This window comes from Alteromonas sp. 5E99-2 (genome assembly GCF_017368475.1).
In the GTDB taxonomy this organism is placed as follows: Bacteria; Pseudomonadota; Gammaproteobacteria; order Enterobacterales; family Alteromonadaceae; genus Alteromonas_F.
In genome coordinates, this window is record NZ_JAFNJE010000003.1 from 188,758 (window position 1) to 207,714 (window position 18,957).

25 protein-coding genes are annotated in these 18,957 nt (G+C 38.9%); 18 read left to right on the top strand and 7 right to left on the bottom strand.

Annotation, left to right across the window (positions count from 1 at the left end; genetic code table 11):
* The first annotated feature begins 161 nt into the window (after nt 1-161).
* Entirely contained in the window at nt 162-1,136 is a 975-nt protein-coding gene (cysB, locus tag J3L16_RS04665; RefSeq protein WP_207611731.1) for an HTH-type transcriptional regulator CysB, read from the top strand.
* On the opposite strand, the gene J3L16_RS04670 is transcribed toward cysB, so the two are convergent.
* Genes J3L16_RS04670 through pabB form a run of 3 tightly spaced genes read right to left on the bottom strand, consistent with a single transcriptional unit; the run spans nt 1,137 to nt 4,520 of the window.
* Nucleotides 1,137-2,525 carry an L-serine ammonia-lyase gene (locus J3L16_RS04670; RefSeq protein ID WP_207611732.1) on the bottom strand — a complete coding sequence of 463 codons (1,389 nt, stop codon included), beginning with the start codon at nt 2,523-2,525 and terminating at the stop codon, nt 1,137-1,139.
* The gene (locus J3L16_RS04675) at nt 2,525-3,103 is read right to left on the bottom strand and encodes a CoA pyrophosphatase (RefSeq protein ID WP_207611733.1); all 579 of its coding nucleotides are present in this window, start codon (nt 3,101-3,103) and stop codon (nt 2,525-2,527) included. Before J3L16_RS04675 ends, J3L16_RS04670 begins: the two co-directional genes overlap by 1 nt.
* Nucleotides 3,096-4,520, bottom strand: a complete 1,425-nt coding sequence (pabB, locus tag J3L16_RS04680; RefSeq protein WP_207611734.1) for an aminodeoxychorismate synthase component I — start codon at nt 4,518-4,520, stop codon at nt 3,096-3,098. The genes J3L16_RS04675 and pabB overlap by 8 nt, the downstream gene beginning before the upstream one ends.
* 85 nt (nt 4,521-4,605) lie before the next feature.
* On the opposite strand from pabB, the gene J3L16_RS04685 reads away from it, so the two are divergent.
* The 10 genes from J3L16_RS04685 to J3L16_RS04725 all read left to right on the top strand — a co-directional run bounded on the left by J3L16_RS04685 (nt 4,606) and on the right by J3L16_RS04725 (nt 13,107).
* Nucleotides 4,606-6,126: a fumarate hydratase gene (locus J3L16_RS04685; RefSeq protein WP_207611735.1), complete on the top strand. Its 1,521-nt coding sequence runs from the start codon at nt 4,606-4,608 to the stop codon at nt 6,124-6,126.
* A 5-nt stretch (nt 6,127-6,131) separates the two neighbouring features.
* Nucleotides 6,132-7,490, top strand: a complete 1,359-nt coding sequence (rmuC, locus tag J3L16_RS04690) for a DNA recombination protein RmuC (protein ID WP_207611736.1) — start codon at nt 6,132-6,134, stop codon at nt 7,488-7,490.
* A 186-nt stretch (nt 7,491-7,676) separates the two neighbouring features.
* Entirely contained in the window at nt 7,677-8,501 is an 825-nt protein-coding gene (locus J3L16_RS04695) for a CmcJ/NvfI family oxidoreductase (RefSeq protein WP_207611737.1), read from the top strand.
* Between the two features lie 139 nt (nt 8,502-8,640).
* Nucleotides 8,641-9,357: a hypothetical protein gene (locus tag J3L16_RS04700; protein WP_207611738.1), complete on the top strand. Its 717-nt coding sequence runs from the start codon at nt 8,641-8,643 to the stop codon at nt 9,355-9,357.
* 339 nt (nt 9,358-9,696) lie between these two features.
* Nucleotides 9,697-10,044: an Imm8 family immunity protein gene (locus J3L16_RS04705; protein WP_207611739.1), complete on the top strand. Its 348-nt coding sequence runs from the start codon at nt 9,697-9,699 to the stop codon at nt 10,042-10,044.
* A gap of 100 nt (nt 10,045-10,144) precedes the next feature.
* A complete protein-coding gene (locus J3L16_RS04710; protein ID WP_207611740.1) occupies nt 10,145-10,795 on the top strand; it encodes a hypothetical protein in 651 nt (216 codons plus the stop codon).
* A gap of 122 nt (nt 10,796-10,917) precedes the next feature.
* Nucleotides 10,918-11,136 (top strand): DUF4019 domain-containing protein, encoded by a 219-nt coding sequence (locus tag J3L16_RS16210; RefSeq protein WP_242698663.1) that lies wholly within the window; start codon nt 10,918-10,920, stop codon nt 11,134-11,136.
* Nucleotides 11,052-11,312, top strand: coding sequence for a DUF4019 domain-containing protein (locus tag J3L16_RS04715; protein ID WP_347564643.1), 261 nt, complete (start codon nt 11,052-11,054; stop codon nt 11,310-11,312). The genes J3L16_RS16210 and J3L16_RS04715 overlap by 85 nt, the downstream gene beginning before the upstream one ends.
* A 129-nt stretch (nt 11,313-11,441) precedes the next feature.
* Complete coding sequence (locus tag J3L16_RS04720) at nt 11,442-11,993, top strand: hypothetical protein (protein WP_207611741.1); 552 nt, start codon at nt 11,442-11,444, stop codon at nt 11,991-11,993.
* Between the two features lie 691 nt (nt 11,994-12,684).
* Nucleotides 12,685-13,107 (top strand): hypothetical protein, encoded by a 423-nt coding sequence (locus J3L16_RS04725; protein ID WP_207611742.1) that lies wholly within the window; start codon nt 12,685-12,687, stop codon nt 13,105-13,107.
* Nucleotides 13,108-13,420: 313 nt separating this feature from the next.
* Here the strand turns inward: J3L16_RS04725 and J3L16_RS04730 are convergent, their stop codons facing one another.
* The 4 genes from J3L16_RS04730 to J3L16_RS04745 all read right to left on the bottom strand — a co-directional run bounded on the left by J3L16_RS04730 (nt 13,421) and on the right by J3L16_RS04745 (nt 14,712).
* Complete coding sequence (locus J3L16_RS04730) at nt 13,421-13,708, bottom strand: type II toxin-antitoxin system RelE/ParE family toxin (protein WP_207611743.1); 288 nt, start codon at nt 13,706-13,708, stop codon at nt 13,421-13,423.
* Complete coding sequence (locus J3L16_RS04735; RefSeq protein ID WP_207611744.1) at nt 13,698-13,946, bottom strand: type II toxin-antitoxin system Phd/YefM family antitoxin; 249 nt, start codon at nt 13,944-13,946, stop codon at nt 13,698-13,700. Before J3L16_RS04735 ends, J3L16_RS04730 begins: the two co-directional genes overlap by 11 nt.
* 120 nt (nt 13,947-14,066) lie before the next feature.
* Nucleotides 14,067-14,288: a toxin-antitoxin system HicB family antitoxin gene (locus J3L16_RS04740; protein WP_207611745.1), complete on the bottom strand. Its 222-nt coding sequence runs from the start codon at nt 14,286-14,288 to the stop codon at nt 14,067-14,069.
* Between the two features lies 1 nt (nt 14,289).
* Complete coding sequence (locus J3L16_RS04745; protein WP_207611746.1) at nt 14,290-14,712, bottom strand: putative toxin-antitoxin system toxin component, PIN family; 423 nt, start codon at nt 14,710-14,712, stop codon at nt 14,290-14,292.
* A 683-nt stretch (nt 14,713-15,395) separates the two neighbouring features.
* Here J3L16_RS04745 and J3L16_RS04750 point away from each other — a divergent pair.
* From J3L16_RS04750 to J3L16_RS04780, 7 genes are all read left to right on the top strand, one after another.
* Nucleotides 15,396-15,710, top strand: a complete 315-nt coding sequence (locus J3L16_RS04750) for a hypothetical protein (protein WP_207611747.1) — start codon at nt 15,396-15,398, stop codon at nt 15,708-15,710.
* A gap of 160 nt (nt 15,711-15,870) precedes the next feature.
* Complete coding sequence (locus J3L16_RS04755; protein WP_207611748.1) at nt 15,871-16,455, top strand: hypothetical protein; 585 nt, start codon at nt 15,871-15,873, stop codon at nt 16,453-16,455.
* An 84-nt stretch (nt 16,456-16,539) separates the two neighbouring features.
* Complete coding sequence (locus J3L16_RS04760) at nt 16,540-16,722, top strand: DUF4177 domain-containing protein (protein ID WP_207611749.1); 183 nt, start codon at nt 16,540-16,542, stop codon at nt 16,720-16,722.
* 150 nt (nt 16,723-16,872) lie between these two features.
* Nucleotides 16,873-17,157 (top strand): hypothetical protein, encoded by a 285-nt coding sequence (locus tag J3L16_RS04765; RefSeq protein ID WP_207611750.1) that lies wholly within the window; start codon nt 16,873-16,875, stop codon nt 17,155-17,157.
* A 62-nt stretch (nt 17,158-17,219) separates the two neighbouring features.
* Nucleotides 17,220-17,855, top strand: a complete 636-nt coding sequence (locus J3L16_RS04770) for a LysE family transporter (RefSeq protein ID WP_207611751.1) — start codon at nt 17,220-17,222, stop codon at nt 17,853-17,855.
* 100 nt (nt 17,856-17,955) lie between these two features.
* A complete protein-coding gene (locus J3L16_RS04775; RefSeq protein WP_207611752.1) occupies nt 17,956-18,315 on the top strand; it encodes a MerR family transcriptional regulator in 360 nt (119 codons plus the stop codon).
* A gap of 47 nt (nt 18,316-18,362) precedes the next feature.
* Nucleotides 18,363-18,935 carry an NAD(P)H-dependent oxidoreductase gene (locus J3L16_RS04780; RefSeq protein WP_242698664.1) on the top strand — a complete coding sequence of 191 codons (573 nt, stop codon included), beginning with the start codon at nt 18,363-18,365 and terminating at the stop codon, nt 18,933-18,935.
* Nucleotides 18,936-18,957 lie beyond the last annotated feature (22 nt).

Genomic DNA, 18,957 nt, shown 5'->3' on the forward strand with positions numbered 1-18,957 from the left:
CTGAGTTTTGGTAATTATGCAATAAATCGTTATTTTCTTTGAACAGTATTTCTATATTATGAAAACAAAGGTTCTTTTAACTTTTAATTATAACCCAATTTGGGTAAAGTAAATGGTTATTTACATCCATATTTCCCTGATACGTAGAGGTCCGAAAAGCGATGAAGCTACAGCAACTCCGTTATATCGTTGAAGTACTTAATAATAATCTTAACGTATCAGCCACTGCTGAGAGCCTTTACACCTCTCAACCGGGTATCAGTAAACAGGTGCGCATGCTAGAAGATGAACTCGGTGTGCAAATTTTTGGCCGAAGTGGAAAACATCTGACCCATGTTACTGATGCGGGTAAAGATATCATCAAGCTTTCAAGGGAAGTACTGGCAAAAGTCGAAAGTATTAAATCCGTTGCCAGAGAGCATACGCTTCCTGATGAAGGTAAGTTAAATATAGCAACAACCCATACGCAAGCTCGCTATGCATTACCTGATGTTATCCAAGGCTTTATGTCTAAGTTTCATAAAGTATCTTTGCATATGCACCAAGGCACACCTTCACAAATCAGTGATTTAGCGGCAAAAGGCGAAGCTGACTTTGCCATTGCCACAGAAGCACTGCATTTATACAACGATTTGGTTATGCTGCCATGCTATCACTGGAATCGCAGTGTTATCGTGAACAAGTCTCATCCTTTAGCCAACAAAGAAAAACTTAGTATTGAAGACATAGCTGAATTTCCTTTAGTGACTTATGTATTTGGTTTTACAGGCCGTTCGGAGCTTGATTTAGCGTTTGAAAAAGCCGGATTAACCCCAAAAATCGTATTTACCGCAACGGATGCTGATGTAATAAAAACTTACGTAAGGTTAGGCGTAGGTATTGGTGTGATTGCTTCTATGGCAGTGTCTGAAGAAGACGATGATGATTTGGTGAAAATTGATGCCAGTCATTTGTTTGATTACAGCACCACCAAAATTGGCTTTAGAAAAGGTAGCTTCTTAAGAAGTTATATGTTTGATTTTATTGAACGCTTTGCACCACACTTAACCAAAGATAACGTTGAAAAAGCCATGATGTTAAAAAATAACGACGAAGTCGAAAAAATGTTCAAAAGCTACACCTTGCCAGTTAAGTAATTAACACTCAATAATGTTGACAGCTAAACCGCCTCGGGCGGTTTCTTTGTATTTACTTTTCATATCTTCTCCAGTTTCACGCATGGTTTTTATTACTTTATCTAGAGACACCTTGTGATCTCCGGTACCCCGAAGCGCTAACCGTGAAGCATTAATTGCCTTAATTGCACCCATAGCATTTCTTTCTATGCAAGGAACCTGCACTAAGCCACCAACGGGATCGCACGTTAACCCCAAGTTGTGCTCCATACCTATTTCTGCGGCATTTTCTACATTAACAATTGAGCCACCTAATACAGCCGTTAAAGCGCCTGCTGCCATAGAGCAGGCAACACCAATTTCTCCTTGGCAACCAACTTCAGCCCCTGAAATAGACGCATTCTTTTTATACAAAATACCAATAGCGCCTGCCGTTAGTAAAAATCGCGTTGCTGTTTCGGCATCTATTTTTCGAACAAATTTGTCATAGTAGGCCATGACGGCGGGAATAACCCCTGCGGCACCATTAGTAGGCGCGGTAACAACTCTGCCGCCAGCGGCATTTTCTTCATTTACTGCTAGGGCAAACACATTGACCCAGTCCATAACCTGCATTGGGTCATTTGAGTTTTCGTTTTGTAGCCGCCTGTATAAATTAGGTGCTCTTCTCGGGACTTTTAAGCCTCCAGGTAATATACCTTCCTGATTTAGCCCTCGTTCGATGCAGGATTCCATTACTTTCCAAATATCGAACAAAGCATTTTCAATATGATCTCTAGGAGAAACTAAAGCTTTTGATAAAAAGGCAACTTCATTTTCCATCATCAGAGCGCTAATGCTAAGCCCGTTAGCATTGCATAAATCGATAAGCTCATCTGCAGTCTCAAACCCATAAGGTATATGAGAGAACTGCGCAGCCGTTTCTGTTTTCACCTTTTCGTATTCATCTTCAGTAACGATAAAACCACCACCAATAGAGTAATAGGTAAATGCTTGTTCGCGTTTGTCGTTAAACCTAAATTTGATTGTTAGTGCATTAGAGTGAAGGGGAAGGGTTTTACGACAATGAAAAACAATGGCGCCTTGTTGAGGGAAGGGCACTGCATGTTCTCCATTTAAATGAATAATTTCCGTTTCTCGTACTTTTGATAAATATCCGTCAACTAAAGATACATCAACGTTTTCAGGTGTTTCGCCCATTAAGCCAAGTATGACCGCTTTGCCTGTACCGTGACCTATTCCTGTTTGTCCAAGAGAGCCAAACAACTCTACTGTTACCTGATTAATCTCTGACAACGCGCCTTTATTACTAAGCTGCTTTACGCATTCAGATGCGGCGCGCATCGGCCCTACGGTATGTGAGCTTGAAGGGCCAATACCCACAGAAAAAAGGTCAAAAATACTAATCATTATTTATTGTCATAAAGGTGATAACTCAAGTTCCGAATAATGGCCGCCGTTGCCCCCCATATCGTATAGCGTTGATATCGAATAAAGTAAAGTGTTTGCGTTAAACCCATGCGCTGAACGGGGTAAACATAATGGTTTGCCAAATTGCACAGCTCACACAAAGGAACTTGAAAGACGCTTGCCACTTCGTTGTCATTCATAACAATATCGAAGGGTGGATGCACAAAACCAATCAATGGGGTGATTTCATACCCAGTCACCGTTCTGTATTTGCCTATATTTCCCAGCCATTGGATATTTTGCTGAGGGATACCAATTTCTTCGAATGTTTCTCTTGCCGCTGTGTGTTGAATAGATGCATCGGAACTTTCTACTTTGCCACCCGGGAAGCTGACTTGTCCAGCGTGGTGTTTTAAGTGGTGAGCACGTTCAGTTAACAGCACGGAAAGCTGATTGCCTTCTTCTATTAAAGGAATTAACACTGCTGCTTCGCGACCTTTAGACTCAAGAGGGAAATCAATTTCAGCGTCAATAGAGCGAATATGGTGGAAGCGGCGTAAAAACTCTTGTTTATTCATTTGATACTAAATGAGGCACTATCTTAGCTACTTTATCGAAGGTTTCTTTATATTCCTCACTGGCTTTTGAGTCAATAACAATGCCGCCGCCTGCGCAGCAATAGATTGAACCATTTTCCGCTACCAAGGTGCGAATACAAATACTGGAGTCCATATCATTTTGCCAACCATTATAAAAAATGGAACCGCAGTATACGTTGCGTTTGTGGGGTTCTAGTTCTTCGATGATTTCCATTGCACGTACTTTTGGTGCGCCGGTAATAGAGCCACCTGGAAACGCATCTTTTAGTAGCATAAGGGGCGTACTTTGAGGTTTAAGTACGCCTGTCACTACACTAACCATGTGATGTACCGCTTCATAACTTTCTAACGAAAACAAATGTGGAACATCAACAGAGTTGGGTTCGCAGTGTTTACTTAAATCATTTCGAAGTAAATCAACAATCATTAAGTTTTCAGCTTTGTCTTTTTCTGAGTTTAGCAAGGCATTGGCCGATGCATCATCTTCTTGTTTGTCCCCACTTCGCGGTCGCGTGCCCTTAATGGGGCGAGTTTCGACCATGTTGTTCTTCACACTTAAGAATCGCTCGGGAGACACACTGAGCACCGCACCGTGAGGGGTAACTAAATAAGCGGAAAAAGGCGATTTATTCGTATCCCTTAGCGCTAAATACGCATTGAATAAGCTACCGGAATAATTCGCTGAAAAACGTTGAGAAAAGTTCGTTTGATAACAATCACCTTCAACCAAATAGCGATGAATACGGTCAATTGCGTCGTGGTATTGCTGTTCGGTTAAATTTGAACGCCAAGGCGAGGTTAACGCAAATTCATTATTATTATCTGAACTAGGCGCGGGCAAGTTATCGCTATTGTAGCTGTATGTATTGGGTTGGTTGTTAATACAGCAGTAATATTGCTTGTTAGTTTGGTGGCAATGAATAATGCCATTGGAATACAAACCAATAATCACATCAGCGGTGGCGTAGTCAGTTTTATCATGGCTTTCAGAATGAATACTCTTAACGTAAGAGCGAGCAACATCATACCCAACCAATCCGGCTAAACCCGTTTGGAATGGTAGATTATCAGGTACGCTGTCGTAATTTACCGGTACAATATTTTGCTTAAATTCCTGCAATAATGAATCGGCAACCGCGAGGGGATCGGCCCGAGATACGGATTTTTGTTTTTCTTTTATATTGTGAACGACAGTTCTACCGCACTGCTGAGTAACCAGATGTTCTGGTTCCCAAAGCATAAATGAATACTGGTTTTCATTGGCACTGCTTCCCGCTGAATCTAAAAGCAACGAGTGTAGCTTGTGCTGCAAACCGCTAAACCTTTCATGTAAAGGAAGGCAGTCTTTGGGTGCTAAAGGGTGTATATGTAAATAAAGAAACGCTTTGTTGCTCATGTTCAACTGGTAACGACTATCCGACTTGCGATAGTATACGCCTATAAATTTACATATTCATGTTATGTCGTTTACAGGGGACAAAATGTCTACAATTCGCCAGCAAGATTTTATCGATAGCATCGAAGATGCGCTCCAGTTTATTTCTTTCTATCATCCTCTTGATTACGTTCAAGCTGTAGAAAAAGCCTACAACAAAGAAAAAAGTCAGGCGGCAAAAGACGCCATGGCGCAGATATTGATTAATTCAAGAATGTCAGCCGAAGGTAAACGCCCTCTGTGTCAAGACACGGGCATAGTGACTTGTTTTGTAAAGGTAGGTATGGACGTGTCGTGGGATAAAACCGACATGACAGTACAAGAAATGGTAGACGAGGGAACCCGTCGTGCTTATTCAAATAAAGACAACCCATTAAGAGCGTCTATTGTTGCTGACCCTGCAGGGGCCCGTAAAAATACAAAAGACAATACCCCTGCGGTTGTTCACCTAGATATGGTGAAGGGCGGCAATGTCGAAGTGATGATTGCGGCCAAAGGTGGCGGTTCGGAAAACAAATCTAAAATGGTCATGTTAAACCCAAGTGACGACATTGTTGAATGGGTTGTTAAAACATTGCCTACTATGGGAGCGGGTTGGTGTCCTCCTGGTATGCTAGGCCTAGGTATTGGCGGTACAGCTGAAAAAGCCGCGGTGTTAGCGAAAGAAAGCTTAATGGACCCAGTGGACATCCACGAACTTATCGAACGGGGCCCAGAAACCACTGACGAGAAACTGCGGGTTGATATTTTCAATGCAGTAAACAAACTCGGTATTGGTGCGCAAGGCCTAGGTGGCTTAACCACAGTGGTAGATGTGAAAATCATGTCGCTGCCTACTCATGCAGCTTCTAAGCCTGTCGCAATGATCCCTAACTGCGCGGCAACTCGTCATGCGCACTTCACCTTAGACGGTTCAGGCCCAGCAGAATTAAAAGCGCCCAAGTTAGAAGAGTGGCCAGATATTACATGGGAAGTAGGGGAAAATACCCGCCGTGTAAACATGGACACCCTAACTAAAGATGAAGTTAAAGAATGGAAAGTCGGCGAAACAATTCTTCTTTCAGGAAAAATGCTGACTGGCCGTGATGCTGCCCATAAACGTATTCAAACCATGATGGACAATGGTGAAGGTTTACCTGATGGCGTAGATTTAACCGATAGATTTATTTATTACGTAGGCCCTGTAGATGCTGTTGGCAATGAAGCGGTAGGTCCGGCAGGCCCAACGACGGCAACGCGAATGGATAAGTTTACCGACATGATGCTAGAAAAAACGGGCCTAATGGGCATGATTGGTAAAGCAGAGCGAGGCCCTGCGACGGTGAAATCCATTGCTGAACATCAATCCGTTTACTTAATGGCTGTTGGCGGCGCGGCGTACTTGGTTTCTAAAGCCATTAAAAAAGCCAAAGTGGTGGCCTTTGAAGATTTAGGAATGGAAGCCATATACGAATTTGAAGTGGAAGACATGCCAGTTACTGTTGCAGTAGACAGCACAGGTGCCAATGCCCACGAAACAGGGCCTGCAATTTGGAAAGTTAAAATTGCTGAAATGGACGATGCGTAATATTGATGCTGAGCTTTGAATTAACAGTAGTATCATCAATACTAGGGGGGCTTCTTGTTGGAGCCTCTGTTACTGCGCTTATTTTGGGAAATAAAAATAAGCGTATCGCCCAGCTTCACGACGAATTAGTCGAAAAAAACCAAACACAAAACGACAGCATCATTGCATTGACTTCCGATGCTGCGCTCGCTACGGAATTGCGAAGTCAATATGAATCACTGCAAAGTGATTACACTGAATTACAGCAAACCCATTCAACCTTGTTTGCGAGTTACAAAGCCTTTGAGTCTGCGTCTATACAAAAAGAGCAAGCTCAGCAAGAAAAGCTAGAAACCCTGACACAAACAGAAAAGCGATTAACTGAACAATTTGAAAACCTTGCGCATAAAATTTTCGAAAAACAAAGTGAATCCTTTACTCAGCTGAATAATAGAGGCTTAGATGCCTTGCTAACCCCACTAAAAGAGCAAATCGATGGGTTTAAACGCCAGCTTACCGACCAGCATGTAAGAGAAGGTCAAGAACGCGCCAGTTTAAAAACCGAGATTTTAGGCTTAAAAGAGCTCAACAATAAAATTACCGAAGAAGCCGCAGCGCTCACATTAGCGCTAAAAGGCGATAATAAACAACAAGGTAATTGGGGTGAGGTGGTACTTGAACGCGTACTGAAGGAATCTGGGTTGCGTGAAGGTCATGAGTTTGAAACTCAGGTGTCTTCAACTAGCACTGAAGGCAGGCTTCAACAACCTGACGTGGTAGTGCATTTACCCAATGACAAAGACGTGGTTATTGATTCAAAAGTCAGCTTGTCGGCTTATGAACGCTATTTTAATTGCGACGACGAGTCACAAAAGCAACAGCATTTAAAAGATCACGTTAATTCGCTAAAAGCCCATATTAAGGGGTTAAGTAAAAAGGATTATCAATCCTTACCCAATTTACGCACCTTGGATTATGTGTTGATGTTCTTACCTATTGAGCCTGCGTTTATACTGGCCATAGAAGAAGATCCTGAGTTAGTCAGTTACGCGCTAAGCTTGAACATTATGCTGGTAAGCCCAACCAATTTACTGGTTGCATTGCGTACCATCAATAATATTTGGCAATACGAATATCAAAATCAAAACGCACAAAAAATTGCTGAACACGGTGCCAAACTGTATGACAAATTCAGTAACTTTATTACCGACATGGAAAAAGTAGGTAAATCAATGGATGTGACTCAACGTCACTTTGATGGTGCAATGAACAAGTTATCAGTAGGGCGAGGCAACATTATTCGTCAAATTGAACAGTTTCGAGAGCTTGGTGTACAACCTTCAAAGAAATTGCCGGATAATTTACTGAATGACGAGCTAGATTAGTTTTTATACCTCTAACTATTACTTCTGTTCCCGCTGAATTCTCGGCGGGAATGTTCACTCTCACTTTTTTCATTTAACACGATTCTTAACTCTAGCCTTAACGCTATTCGAAAAATTAGTGATTGACTATTTATGATTAACAATTAGACTACCTATCAGTAGGTAGATTTAATGAGTGGGAATAATATGAACACAAACGTTATTACATCAAAACTTCATTTCATTAGAAATGACTCAAACAAGACACCGGTAGTTAACTATTCAGGCCATGACGAATCTCAAGGTTATAGCGACGATTATGTCTTTCAAAACACTGACATTCACGACGGCAGACTGTTATACAAAAGAACACCGGCATCGCTAAACAAAGAAGCTTTCAAATTGACAACATTTAAGCCTGACGACGTCGATTACAGTAATTCTGATGAGATTAAACAGGTTTATTATCCCAGTGTTGAAGCCTTGGTAAAGCAGCAAACAGGTGCTAGTCATGTATTTGTGTTTGACCATACAGTAAGGAGAGGGCTAAAAGACTCTAACCGTCAACCTGCGTACCACGTACATAACGACTACACGTATAAAACGGGAACAGCGCGGGCAAACAGTGTTTTGGGTGAAGACGTAGTGGCGAAATTTGCAGGTAAACGCATGATACAAATTAATGTATGGCGATCTATAGCGGGTACTGTAGAAAGGGATCCCCTAGCGTTAATGGACGCAACGAGCCTAGATGACAACGATTTGGTAAAAACAGATATTCATTTTAACGATATGAAAACCGGTGAAACTCACCACGGCGAAATATTCGCAGCGAAAAAGAACTCTCAACAAAAGTGGGCTTATTTTCCGAATATAACATCAGAAGAAGCCATATTAATTAAAGGTTACGACTCAGACTCTAGCCATTCTTGTTTTGCAATGCATACTGCGTTTGCCTTGCCAACTCAAAACGCTGAGTCTAAACCAAGGCAAAGCATTGAAACCCGCACCTATGCTTTTTATGACGAGTAGTAAAAGGATATCTAAGGTTAAATGCCCCGTAAGCTAGTGCTTGCGAGGCATTGTTTTGAACTTGGTGTAAACAGTGAGGTCAAACATAAGACTAAGAGTAATTTTATTGTTGTTGTAACGAAAAAGAGAAGGATACCTTTTGCGTTCACATTTAGTTGTTGCCACTTTACTTTCCCTTTTACTGCATATCATTGTTATTTATTTGCTGAGCACATCAACAAACAAGGAAAAACCAAAGTCTGCTGTAAAGCCCAAAGCAATCAGTGCATATATAGTGAATGCCCCTGTGAAGAAAGAAGTTACGCAGGTAACAGACAAGCCAACTGTATTAGAAACAATAATCCAAGAAGAAAAATTCGAAAAAAGTAAAGCCTCTACAGAGGAAGAAAATAATTCAATCAAGCCCAAATCAATTAACTCGTCATCTAGCAAAAACAACCTACATAGCGAGAATGAAACAGCCAGACCTAATACGTCTACAGACTTGTTAAAAAGTACATCTAGCTATTTTCGCCAACGAAATAACCAAAGCCTGACAACGTTAGCCGAAGACAATTTAACGCAATACCGCCAAGGTTATAACTTGTCAGAAAACTACGTAAAACCAAAGAAAAGCGTTGAAGAATTAGAGAGCGATGAAAACACCTCTACCTACAAAATAAAAGGAGTAGGAGGAATTAGGTGTGTTCAACAAAAACGAATAGATTACTTTAGTCAAAACCAATTAATAAGGGGAAGTGCAGACCAATTTGGTACTGGCATGTCAATAAAACCCTGTACTAACGAGAAAGAACAAAAAGCACAAGCGTATAAAAACGCGATGGAAAAATGGGTAAGAAAGCCAATGAAAGAGTAGGAGAAATGAATTTTCAAGGTAGTACAAAGCAGTAAAACTATTGCCATCTTTTAGATGAGGCAATATAGTTAATTTATAAAAAGGGATGATAATAATGTGAATAGTGATTTAATGAACTAGTTAGCATTGTGTTCCATTCAGGCTTAATCATTACGACCTCATAAAATGGTAGAAAAGGTAAATTACCTTTTTAATCAAAAAGCATAACAAAGGATTGTTTTAATTTTATGTTTATCAAACACTTCAATTCAGCTAAAACTAGCTTGCACGCTCAAAAGGTAAACCTTCTAATTATTATTATGAGGTCGCAGACCTCATTAACAGGCTGTTATGTGTCAAATGAATGATTTTGTTCCCGTAATCAGAAGTTTTGATTGTTCTGACTTCGACCCAATAAATAAATGGGTATTCGAAGATCCTGCAGAAGTAGACTTTTGGTTTAATATTTCCGTAGGAGCAAAAGGTATGGATGGTACAAATGATTTTCAAATTCATGTAGTTACACAAAAATCACTTTCTCAAATAAACGAAAAAAAACACCTACTTATTTTACCTTACTACTCTTGGGAGAAAACTTTGGAGGAAACAAATAAAATACTATCAGGTTGTACAGATATCAGCTGGGAAGGTATGTTTAAACAAGTCGCTAAACATTTTTGTTGGGAATACGAATGGTCTCACCGGTAATGGCATATAACAAATCACTAAACTCACTCGCTTTGCTCGCTGGGACAAAAACGCAATGCGTTTTCGCCTGTTAGTGAAGCGTTGGCAGTTCAGGAGAGTCATGCAAGTCCCGTATCAAGTCGTAGCACATTTCTTGGTTGACCTTGATTCATACAAGTTGTTTATAGAAATATCAGAGCGCAATTGGATTGAAGAGTCAGAACGGTATAGATCTTCAATACTTGAAGATGACGAACCAACACTTCATAGGTTTAATTATCGTAGAGATTTAGCTTCAAAGTTAAATGATGAATTCCCACAATATCAACGAAAATCATATTTAATTATGCTGGTGTCGATATTTGAGGATTTTATGAATCAATTATGTCGAAGTGTTGAAGCAGATTTAGATATTAAAGCTTCTTTTACAGATTTTACTGGTTCAGGTATTGAAAGAGCAAAGCAATACTTAACAAAATTAAGCTCGCTTTCTCTTCCCGTTAGTGGAAAGGAATGGAAACAGATTAAGGATGCTCAAGCCATACGCAATGTTATTGCTCATGCTGCCGGCCATATCGATAAGAAGGCTCATGCTAAGCAATTAAAAATAATTGAATATAATGATAATTTAGAGGCAGAATATTATTCCCGTACGCATTTAAATATCGACAGCGATTATGTGTTCAACCTTGTTACCTCTATGAAAGTGTTTACAGACAAATTACTAGCAGAGTGTGAAAAACTGCCTAACAAGAAAATCAACAAGGACTAAAAATAGCTGGCCATTGCTCGTGCCTCGCTGGTTTTGGCCAACAATTTTTAGCCTGTTATTTAGGCTTTAGCTGTATTTTTAGTATGACAATATTATTAAACTTTAGAGTAAAAGGAATTATTATGAAAAAACTAATCTTTATATTATCACTGTGTATTTCTTCTTTCGTTACTGCAAATGAATCTTCAGGTTCAGCAGCGGCAAAAGCATGGCTTAAAATTGTTGATTCCGGCAATTACACTGAAAGCTGGCAAAAATCAGATTCTTTTTTCAATCCCAACTATCTCAAAGCAAATGGGATACAGCACTTAAAGGTGTCCGTACTCCATTGGGTAAAGTGAATTTACGTGCTGAATTAGGCGTTAAAGAGTACGCAGAACTCTCTGGTGCTCCAGTAGGTGAATACTTAGTTATTCAATTTCAAACTGACTTTCAAAATAAAAAATCAGCAACTGAAACTTTAATGTTAAGTAAAAGTAGTGGCAAATGGCTTCCAGTTGGTTATTTCATTAAGTAGTATTGGTGTAGATACAGCTAACAAGGCAATAAAGCAGGACAAATAACAGTTGGCTTTTGCTCCTGCGTAGCGATTTTAGCCAACAATTATTTGCTTCTGAATGAGGCGTTATACGCAATCGGAGAAGTTGTGGAAGTAAGGAACAATAGCAAGAAGACAATCTTAAAGTCATTTGTTGGCTGGCTTCCTCTTGCACTGGTATCGCTTGTGTTTTACGGAATAATTTTCGTTTTGTTAGTCATGTATCTTCTTACAAATATCTTTGGCATCGAAGAAACTTTAGCAAGGCAAATTGGCTGGGTTATAGGTGGTGGTCTTCTTGTGTTGTCTGGCTATCTCTATATAAATTGGTTAACAAGTTCACTCTCGTCTTATCAGTTGTCAATTTTCAATGATACATTAAAGGTCAAAGGCAAAGCTGGATGGAAATCTCTAGATATTGAGGTACCTGTAAGCTCAATACGAGAAATCAATATTGGCCAAAATGCAAACATGGCAGAAAAGCTTTCGGCGGGGCATGGAGCTATCAAAGATCAAGTAGTCTCTAGGCTTAATTTTATTCCTTTATCAGGTAAACCGTTCAAACTAGATTTTGCCGCAAAGGCTTTTGATAACGAATCTCTATATGAGTTTCTAGTCTTTGCTACAAGCAAGGGAATAAAAACCAATGTCAGCGTATAACAAGGCCAAGCAGCATCGCCAGCAAAGCTGGCTGGACCTCGCTACGCTCGGCCGCTGTTGGCGGCGTTAGGGCTATTTAGCTCACTCATATTTTTTAACAAAGGAGAGTCATTATGGCTGGAAAAATAAAATTACCTCATACATGCCCAAAGTGTGGTGTCGTTGCTAAAACAGAGCCTGATCTGGAACGAGTTTTTGGAAAAAGGCTTTAGAGGTAACAAAAAATGTAGCTACGGCCGTTGCTGGGGAAATAGAAAAGCAAGTAAATGAGTTACGAGAATTGAAGCAAAAATATGAGAATAAGAATGATGATGAATTGCTTAAAATAGCAAAAAATGACGGTGTATTTGGAAGTACTAGTGAAGAAAGAAGTGTGGCGGTCTCAATACTAAAAAAGCGAGGTTTCTCTGTTGAGGAATTAAAGTCATAGTCCTAACAAGGCATTGCAGTGGACTTAAAACAGTTGGCTATTTTGCTGCGCTCATTATTTTAACCAACGTTTTAAGCCTCTGAATTTTAAAAAAAGGTCAAGGGTATAAAATGACAACGCGCTAGGTAAAATATTTATGATTTAACCTATGTATATTTCACGTAGAGGCACGTTTTTGTGGTCAAATCAGGTTGATTTTTAATTCAAAATTTAGAGTGAGGGTTTTTCTACACCCTCGTTAGCAATATCGGGAGTTTAGCGTTGGATTCTGATTATATACTCCAAATTGGAGAAGAAATTGATATAGTCAAAAGTAACCCGCGTTTGCTTGTTATTGTATCTCATGCTTTTGTTGAAATGATGGTGAAAACCTTATCTGATCATTATATGCCAAATGTGGTTTTAAAAAATCATCATCAGAGATTACAAAAATTAAAAAAAGAAGGGAAAATAGATCAATTCCAATTTCTGCTTTATGACTGGTTTCGCGAGCTGAGAAATGACGCAGCTCACACTCCAATATTCAGGTTGTCAGACGAACATTTTATACCGCTTAATGGAATAGTTAAAAGTAGAGATCTTAAAGCTGAACACTTTCATCGTTTTTCGCTCTCATTAATATCAGAATTATGGAATAAAAATTTAGAAATACTTGGCCCTATATATTTGAGTAAATATTGCTAACAACACGCCCTGAGGTGAACAGCAAGTATTAAAACTTACTTTCCACCGCACATTTCAATAACGGTGAGCCTTTGCTTTTCAGGGCTTCTAGATACTTTGATTCGTCATAGGGTGTACTTGTCTTCCAACACCGAAAGACTGTTGTGGTCAAGTCCAACCGGACATCTTTAAAAAGGAATTTTCATAGTTAACAGGTGATTGAGCAACATTTGCTGAATGCAATCGGTTCACGTTGTAATAGAGTCTGTAACTAAATGGCAGTTACACAGAATATGTTGCAGGATCTTCCGCTTTGCTGCCTGCGTTATGTTTATTAATCAGTTCGGTGCATCGCAACCTTGTATACTTTTCCTTTATCTCTTTTCCCAACAGAGATAACGGTTACAGTAATGATCTCGTCATTTACTTCATACACTAAGCGATAACCAGCTTGCCTTACCTTTATTTTATACAATTCGTTTGCACCGGATAGCTTGGCACTTTGAATATGTGGATTCTCAATTACTTCAGCTAGTTTCTTTTTAAGTTGTGTTTGAACTGTTGCCCCTAATTTTTTCCACTCCTTTAGGGCAGACTTTTTAAACTCTAACTCATAGATCATTTAAGCTAACCTTTACGCTTGTTTCATTCTTTCTGCTTTCAGCAATTGCCAATAATTCTAAATCTTCAACGTGATCCATTAAAAATTCATAAGTCTCTGCTGGTACACAATAAAAAGCAGGTTCATTTCTGTTTAAAACTGCAATAGGATCACCGTTTGCGCTTAATGCAACTTTCATCGGGTTGGCTTTTAATTCACTTATACTTGCTGCTGCTTCTGTTAGTATTCTAGTTGTCATACGTTACTCGGTACTGTAAAGTGGTCTCTAATTAAGTCTATTGTAGTCTTATAAACATAGCAAGTCAGTAAACTCACTGGCTTTGCTCGCTGAGACCGAAACGGAATGCGTTTTCGCTCGTTAGCTACCAAAATGAGAATCAAGCTTATCTAGTAGCTCTAAACCTTTCTTTTTGTTTCCAATTGCAGCAATGGCCTTGAATCTGACTTCAGTATCAAATTCAGCTATCGCCTGTGTAGACAGTTCTTCTATCAATTTGTTTAAGCTCAACTTTTTATGCGCAGCCAAAGCCTTCAATCGATTATGCTTATCGTCTGGTAAACGTACGGTTAAAGTGGACATATTAAACTCCTCTCAAATAATTTTCAGGCGCTAACACTTTCAAACCATCAAATTGTAATTCCGCATTTCGCAGGTCTTTTAGGTTATTCGTAATAATGCTCTCGGCATTTCCTGCTACTGCAAGTTCAATAAGAAAGTTATCGCCTTCATCTTTTAAATTTGGCCGCCACAAATAATGTATCTGCACCCATTCGCAAACACTAAAAAATGCCGCTAGCAACTCATTGACTTCGTCCTCGGTAAGTGGGCACAACTCTTTGATTTTGTCTCGCTTACTTACTGCTTCGTATTCCAAAAATAAGGTCGTGCTAATCAGCGGTTTCAGCTGACCCAACAAGCAATGCCGTATCACTTCTCGAGCAGGACCTGTTTTGCCAATCAAGGCACTAATAAGTACACTGGTGTCAATAACTACTTTGTTCATAGTTTCTATGCTAGCGTATATGCTATCACTTTTCAATTAAGTGCTCTATTAGGGCTAATTCAACTAGCAATACTGCTTCCTCAAAAAATCCATTAAATAGACTGGTTCTCGCGGGTAATATTTATCTGATATTGGGTGGTCTAGCGAACTATTTTCAGCTATTTCTGACAGCCTAGTGCTTGTCACAGCTGTAGACAAGCTGCTTAATTCTAAGACCAGCCAGCTCCTATTTTGTCAGTTGCAGTGTTACGTAGCACTGTGGAAAGCCTTAATTTAGAGGCAATAGACCCACCAGATTCTATAGTTAACTTTAATAACACCATCAATGTTTAGGTTTTGGGCTAGGTCGACTTTAAGAGTCAGCCACTAAATATCCGAAAATAAAATTATCGATAAAACCTACAATAAAATTGAAAAAGTCACTGGCTCAAGGCAAAGTAGTTAAAAGACAATAAAGGTGCAAGAAACGTTCAATAGGGAATTTCATTTTAGTTGGTAATAACAAGTGCAAAAGGAGATGCAGTTCGTGAATCAAGGTTTGGCTTGCTCTTTGGGGAATTTACAACCCTGTATTTGAATGAAGGCGTCGATGGGGTTAAAAGATTTAGTTATTAGCGAAGCCTTTGTAGTTACGGTCGAAAATGACGAAGTGGCTTACTGAGGCAAATATGATAGGAGGAAGCATGAACTATTCAGATTGGTTAATTCACTCTTATCCTGAGTTGAAGGATAAATCGAGTGCTCAAATCTACCAAATCATTACGCAAGCAAAAGGTACAACCAGAACCGTAACCTTATGTATTAACGTTCTGCTTTATTCTATTTCAGTCGCTTCTGTGTTTTACCTAATACTTCCTGCGTTGGGATTGGAACCTTTTTCAAATTTAGCATCTTGGGGACTTTATGTAGTGGTACTTGTATTTATTAATCTAATATCCAATTTTTTGGAAAAACGTACAGTAAAAAATGCACTTAGTAAGCTAATGGCTGATGGATAACAGCTTTTCAAATACATTCGATGTACGTTAGTTGACATGAGTACTGTCTGTAAATAATGGCACAAGGGTGTTCAAAGCTTGTAAGGTAAGTTTCGTGTAACGTACACTTAAGGCGTAATTATGATGAAAAATCACTGAGCCGTTTTACATAGGAATAGACATGGAATTTATACAAAAGAAAATTTCAGCAACCCATACATTTACCTTTAATGAAGAATACCTTAACTTTGCATACAAAGAGAAGTCAGGGCAAGGTGATTTCGACATAAACTACGCAGATATTCCTACTAAAGCGTCAATTCAGATAGAGCAAAATGAATGGTTGAAAAATGTCGGCCTTTTATGGATTGCAATTGGAATTTTACAAGTAGGCTACGCCTTATACTTGCAAGCGCCTTTGTCTGGGAAAGGCTTTTGGATACCCATTGGCATTTTGTGCTTAACCTGGGCCGTTTTCACTAAAATAAAGTACTCGGTATTTAAGACCGAAAAAGGAAATATTTTCGTAATACACGACAAAAAACACGATGACATTGTTGCTGAGTTTAAATCTAGAAAGAAAATGCAATTAATCAAATGGTACGGTGACGTTAATCCCGAAAATGATCTGAACACCGAAATCAACAAGTTCAACTGGCTTGCAGAACAAAATGTTTTATCTAGAGATGAAGCCGATAAAAAAATTGCTCAAGCGGAATTACTTATCGGCGAGCATTTTGAGTTACCGGGTGAAAGGTTAAATTAATCATACCCATGAGTTACACATAGTAAATTACAAAAAGGCATGGCTTTATAGTAAATAACGTTAACAATTAAGAGGGATACTAAATTGCAAAAAGTTATTGAGTTTAAAAAAAAGGGGTTTTGGTCAAATCAAGTCGATATCAGTTCCCTCAACAATAAAATAGATGAATTAACTAAAGACGGCTGGATAATAAAGTCGTTAACTCCCAATACTTCACTGTTTGGGGCTGTTACTTCCTATACGATATTAATCGAATTATCAGCTTAGTGATGCATATTTCACATAATAACGACTAAACGCATTTTTTTCGTTTAATATATGATTTGTACTTTATCAAAACACTTTGAATTAGAGCAACATAATGAATAAAGGACTGTTAGTTTTTCTCTGTGGTTATAGTTTAAATATAGTGGCGGAATGCTCGAACTTAAACGCAAGGAAAAGCCCAATTATCCTCATGCTGTTGATTTTGGGAAGTTCAGGGCTCCTGTAGCCATGATTTCTGACAGTGAAAATTTAGAAGAAAAGATATGGAATGTCGAGGTGGCTACCGATGGTTATTTAGCAAGTGTGCATTTTGATTATAGCGACCATGTTAATGGTAAAAAGCGTGCTTGGGGAACTGAGTCATGGAACCTTATAAAAGTAAATAAAGAGTGGAAGATAACCTCAGTGGCTTTTACAGTTACTGAGAGTGACTAGCGAAAAAAATTATGTTGTATGTGCTTTGCGCATGCTTTTTTAACTAAGAGGTTCTTAATCATATGGACATAATGCCATACCTTTCCCAAGTGATATCAGTTAGTTTAATTGCCATTTTTATGGCTATTAGCCCAGGAGCTGATTTCGTTATGGTAACAAGAAATAGCGTTTTTTATGGTCGGGCTGCAGGCTTGTATTCTGCATTAGGTATTAGTTTAGCTATATGGATCCATGTTGCCTATTCCATAGCTGGACTTGCTATTATCATTTCGCAGTCAATTATCTTGTTTTCAATCATTAAATACTTAGGAGCGGCGTATTTAATTTATATTGGCTGGCGTACATTCAAAGCAAAGTCGAACCTAAATATTGAGGGCGCATCGAGCTCTTTAACCATGTCAAAATTTTCCGCATTTAAAATTGGCTTTGTAACAAATTCACTGAACCCCAAAACAACTATATTCTTTCTCAGTATTTTTACTCAAGTTGTAAACCCAGAAACACCACTTTGGATGCAGTTAATTTATGGCGCTATTATCTCTTTAGCCCACTTAGTTTGGTTTAGCGGTGTTTCTATTTTTCTGAGCCAACCTGCGTTTCTTAAAAAATTTCAAGAATGGAAAAACGTTATTGAAAAAGCAATTGGTACCTTGCTAATCGCTTTTGGTCTTAAGGTGGCAACCACAAATATTGGTTAATACTAAGTTTAGCTTTGTATGAACGGATTTACTCTGCATGCGATAAATCCGTAAGCGTGCCTAGCAGCGATTACCATTTTCATTATGAGAAGCGAGTTTTATGTTCATTGGTCAAGCCGCTAAGTTATCTGGAGCGACACAAAGAGCCATACGGTTATACGAATCGCTTGGTTTATTAAAGGTTTCAAGAGATGGGCGGTACCGCGTGTATTCGGCAAAGAATATTGAAACTATTAAGATAATAAAGGGAGCGCAAGCGCTAGGTATTCACTTGTCTGAAATCATGTCGCTCTTGGACGAGAAAGGGGAGTTCGATTGGACGTTGGCAAATGAATTTCTCAGTGCAAAATATGCGATGATAGAAAGCGAGATCAGCGAATTAGAAAACAAAAAAATCAATATAGAAAATTATCAAAAATCTATTACCAATTGCTTGAAAGGACTTGACTCTAACCCTTAGGTGAGACTTTACACTGTGTTTATTAAATTCTTGATACGGTGTAAATTATGAAAAAAATTCTTGTTATTAATGCTAACCCCAAGCCTCAAAGCCTGTGTAAATCTATAGCAGACCTCTACTCCCAAGTCGCAGGAGTTAAGCATAATGTGCAAAGTGTCGCAGTTGCGAACATGCACTTTGAACTAAGTTTAGACCAAGGATACGATAAAGTTCTTCCTTTAGAGCCTGACTTATTGAGGTTTCAGGAACAGGTAATATGGTGCGATCATCTCGTTATTATTAGCCCTGTTTGGTGGGGGAATATACCAGCAAAATTTAAAGGCGTTATTGATAGGACCTTCCTACCAGGTTTCGCATTTAAATATAAAGGTAAAAAGGGACGTTTAGAAAAATTGTTACATGGGCGTACTTCACAATTGATTTTCACTTTAGATACTCCTGTTTTTTGGTATAAATATGTGAAAGGAAACTTAATTTATAAGCAGTTAAAAAGCGCTGTTTTAGGTTTTTCAGGTATTAAAAACCTATCTTCAACTTACTTCGGCCCCGTATTGAGTTCGACTGAAGAAAAACGAGATAAATGGTTGAAAAAGACACAAAAATTGGCTAGTAATATATAATTATCTGAGTAGCTGCGACTCG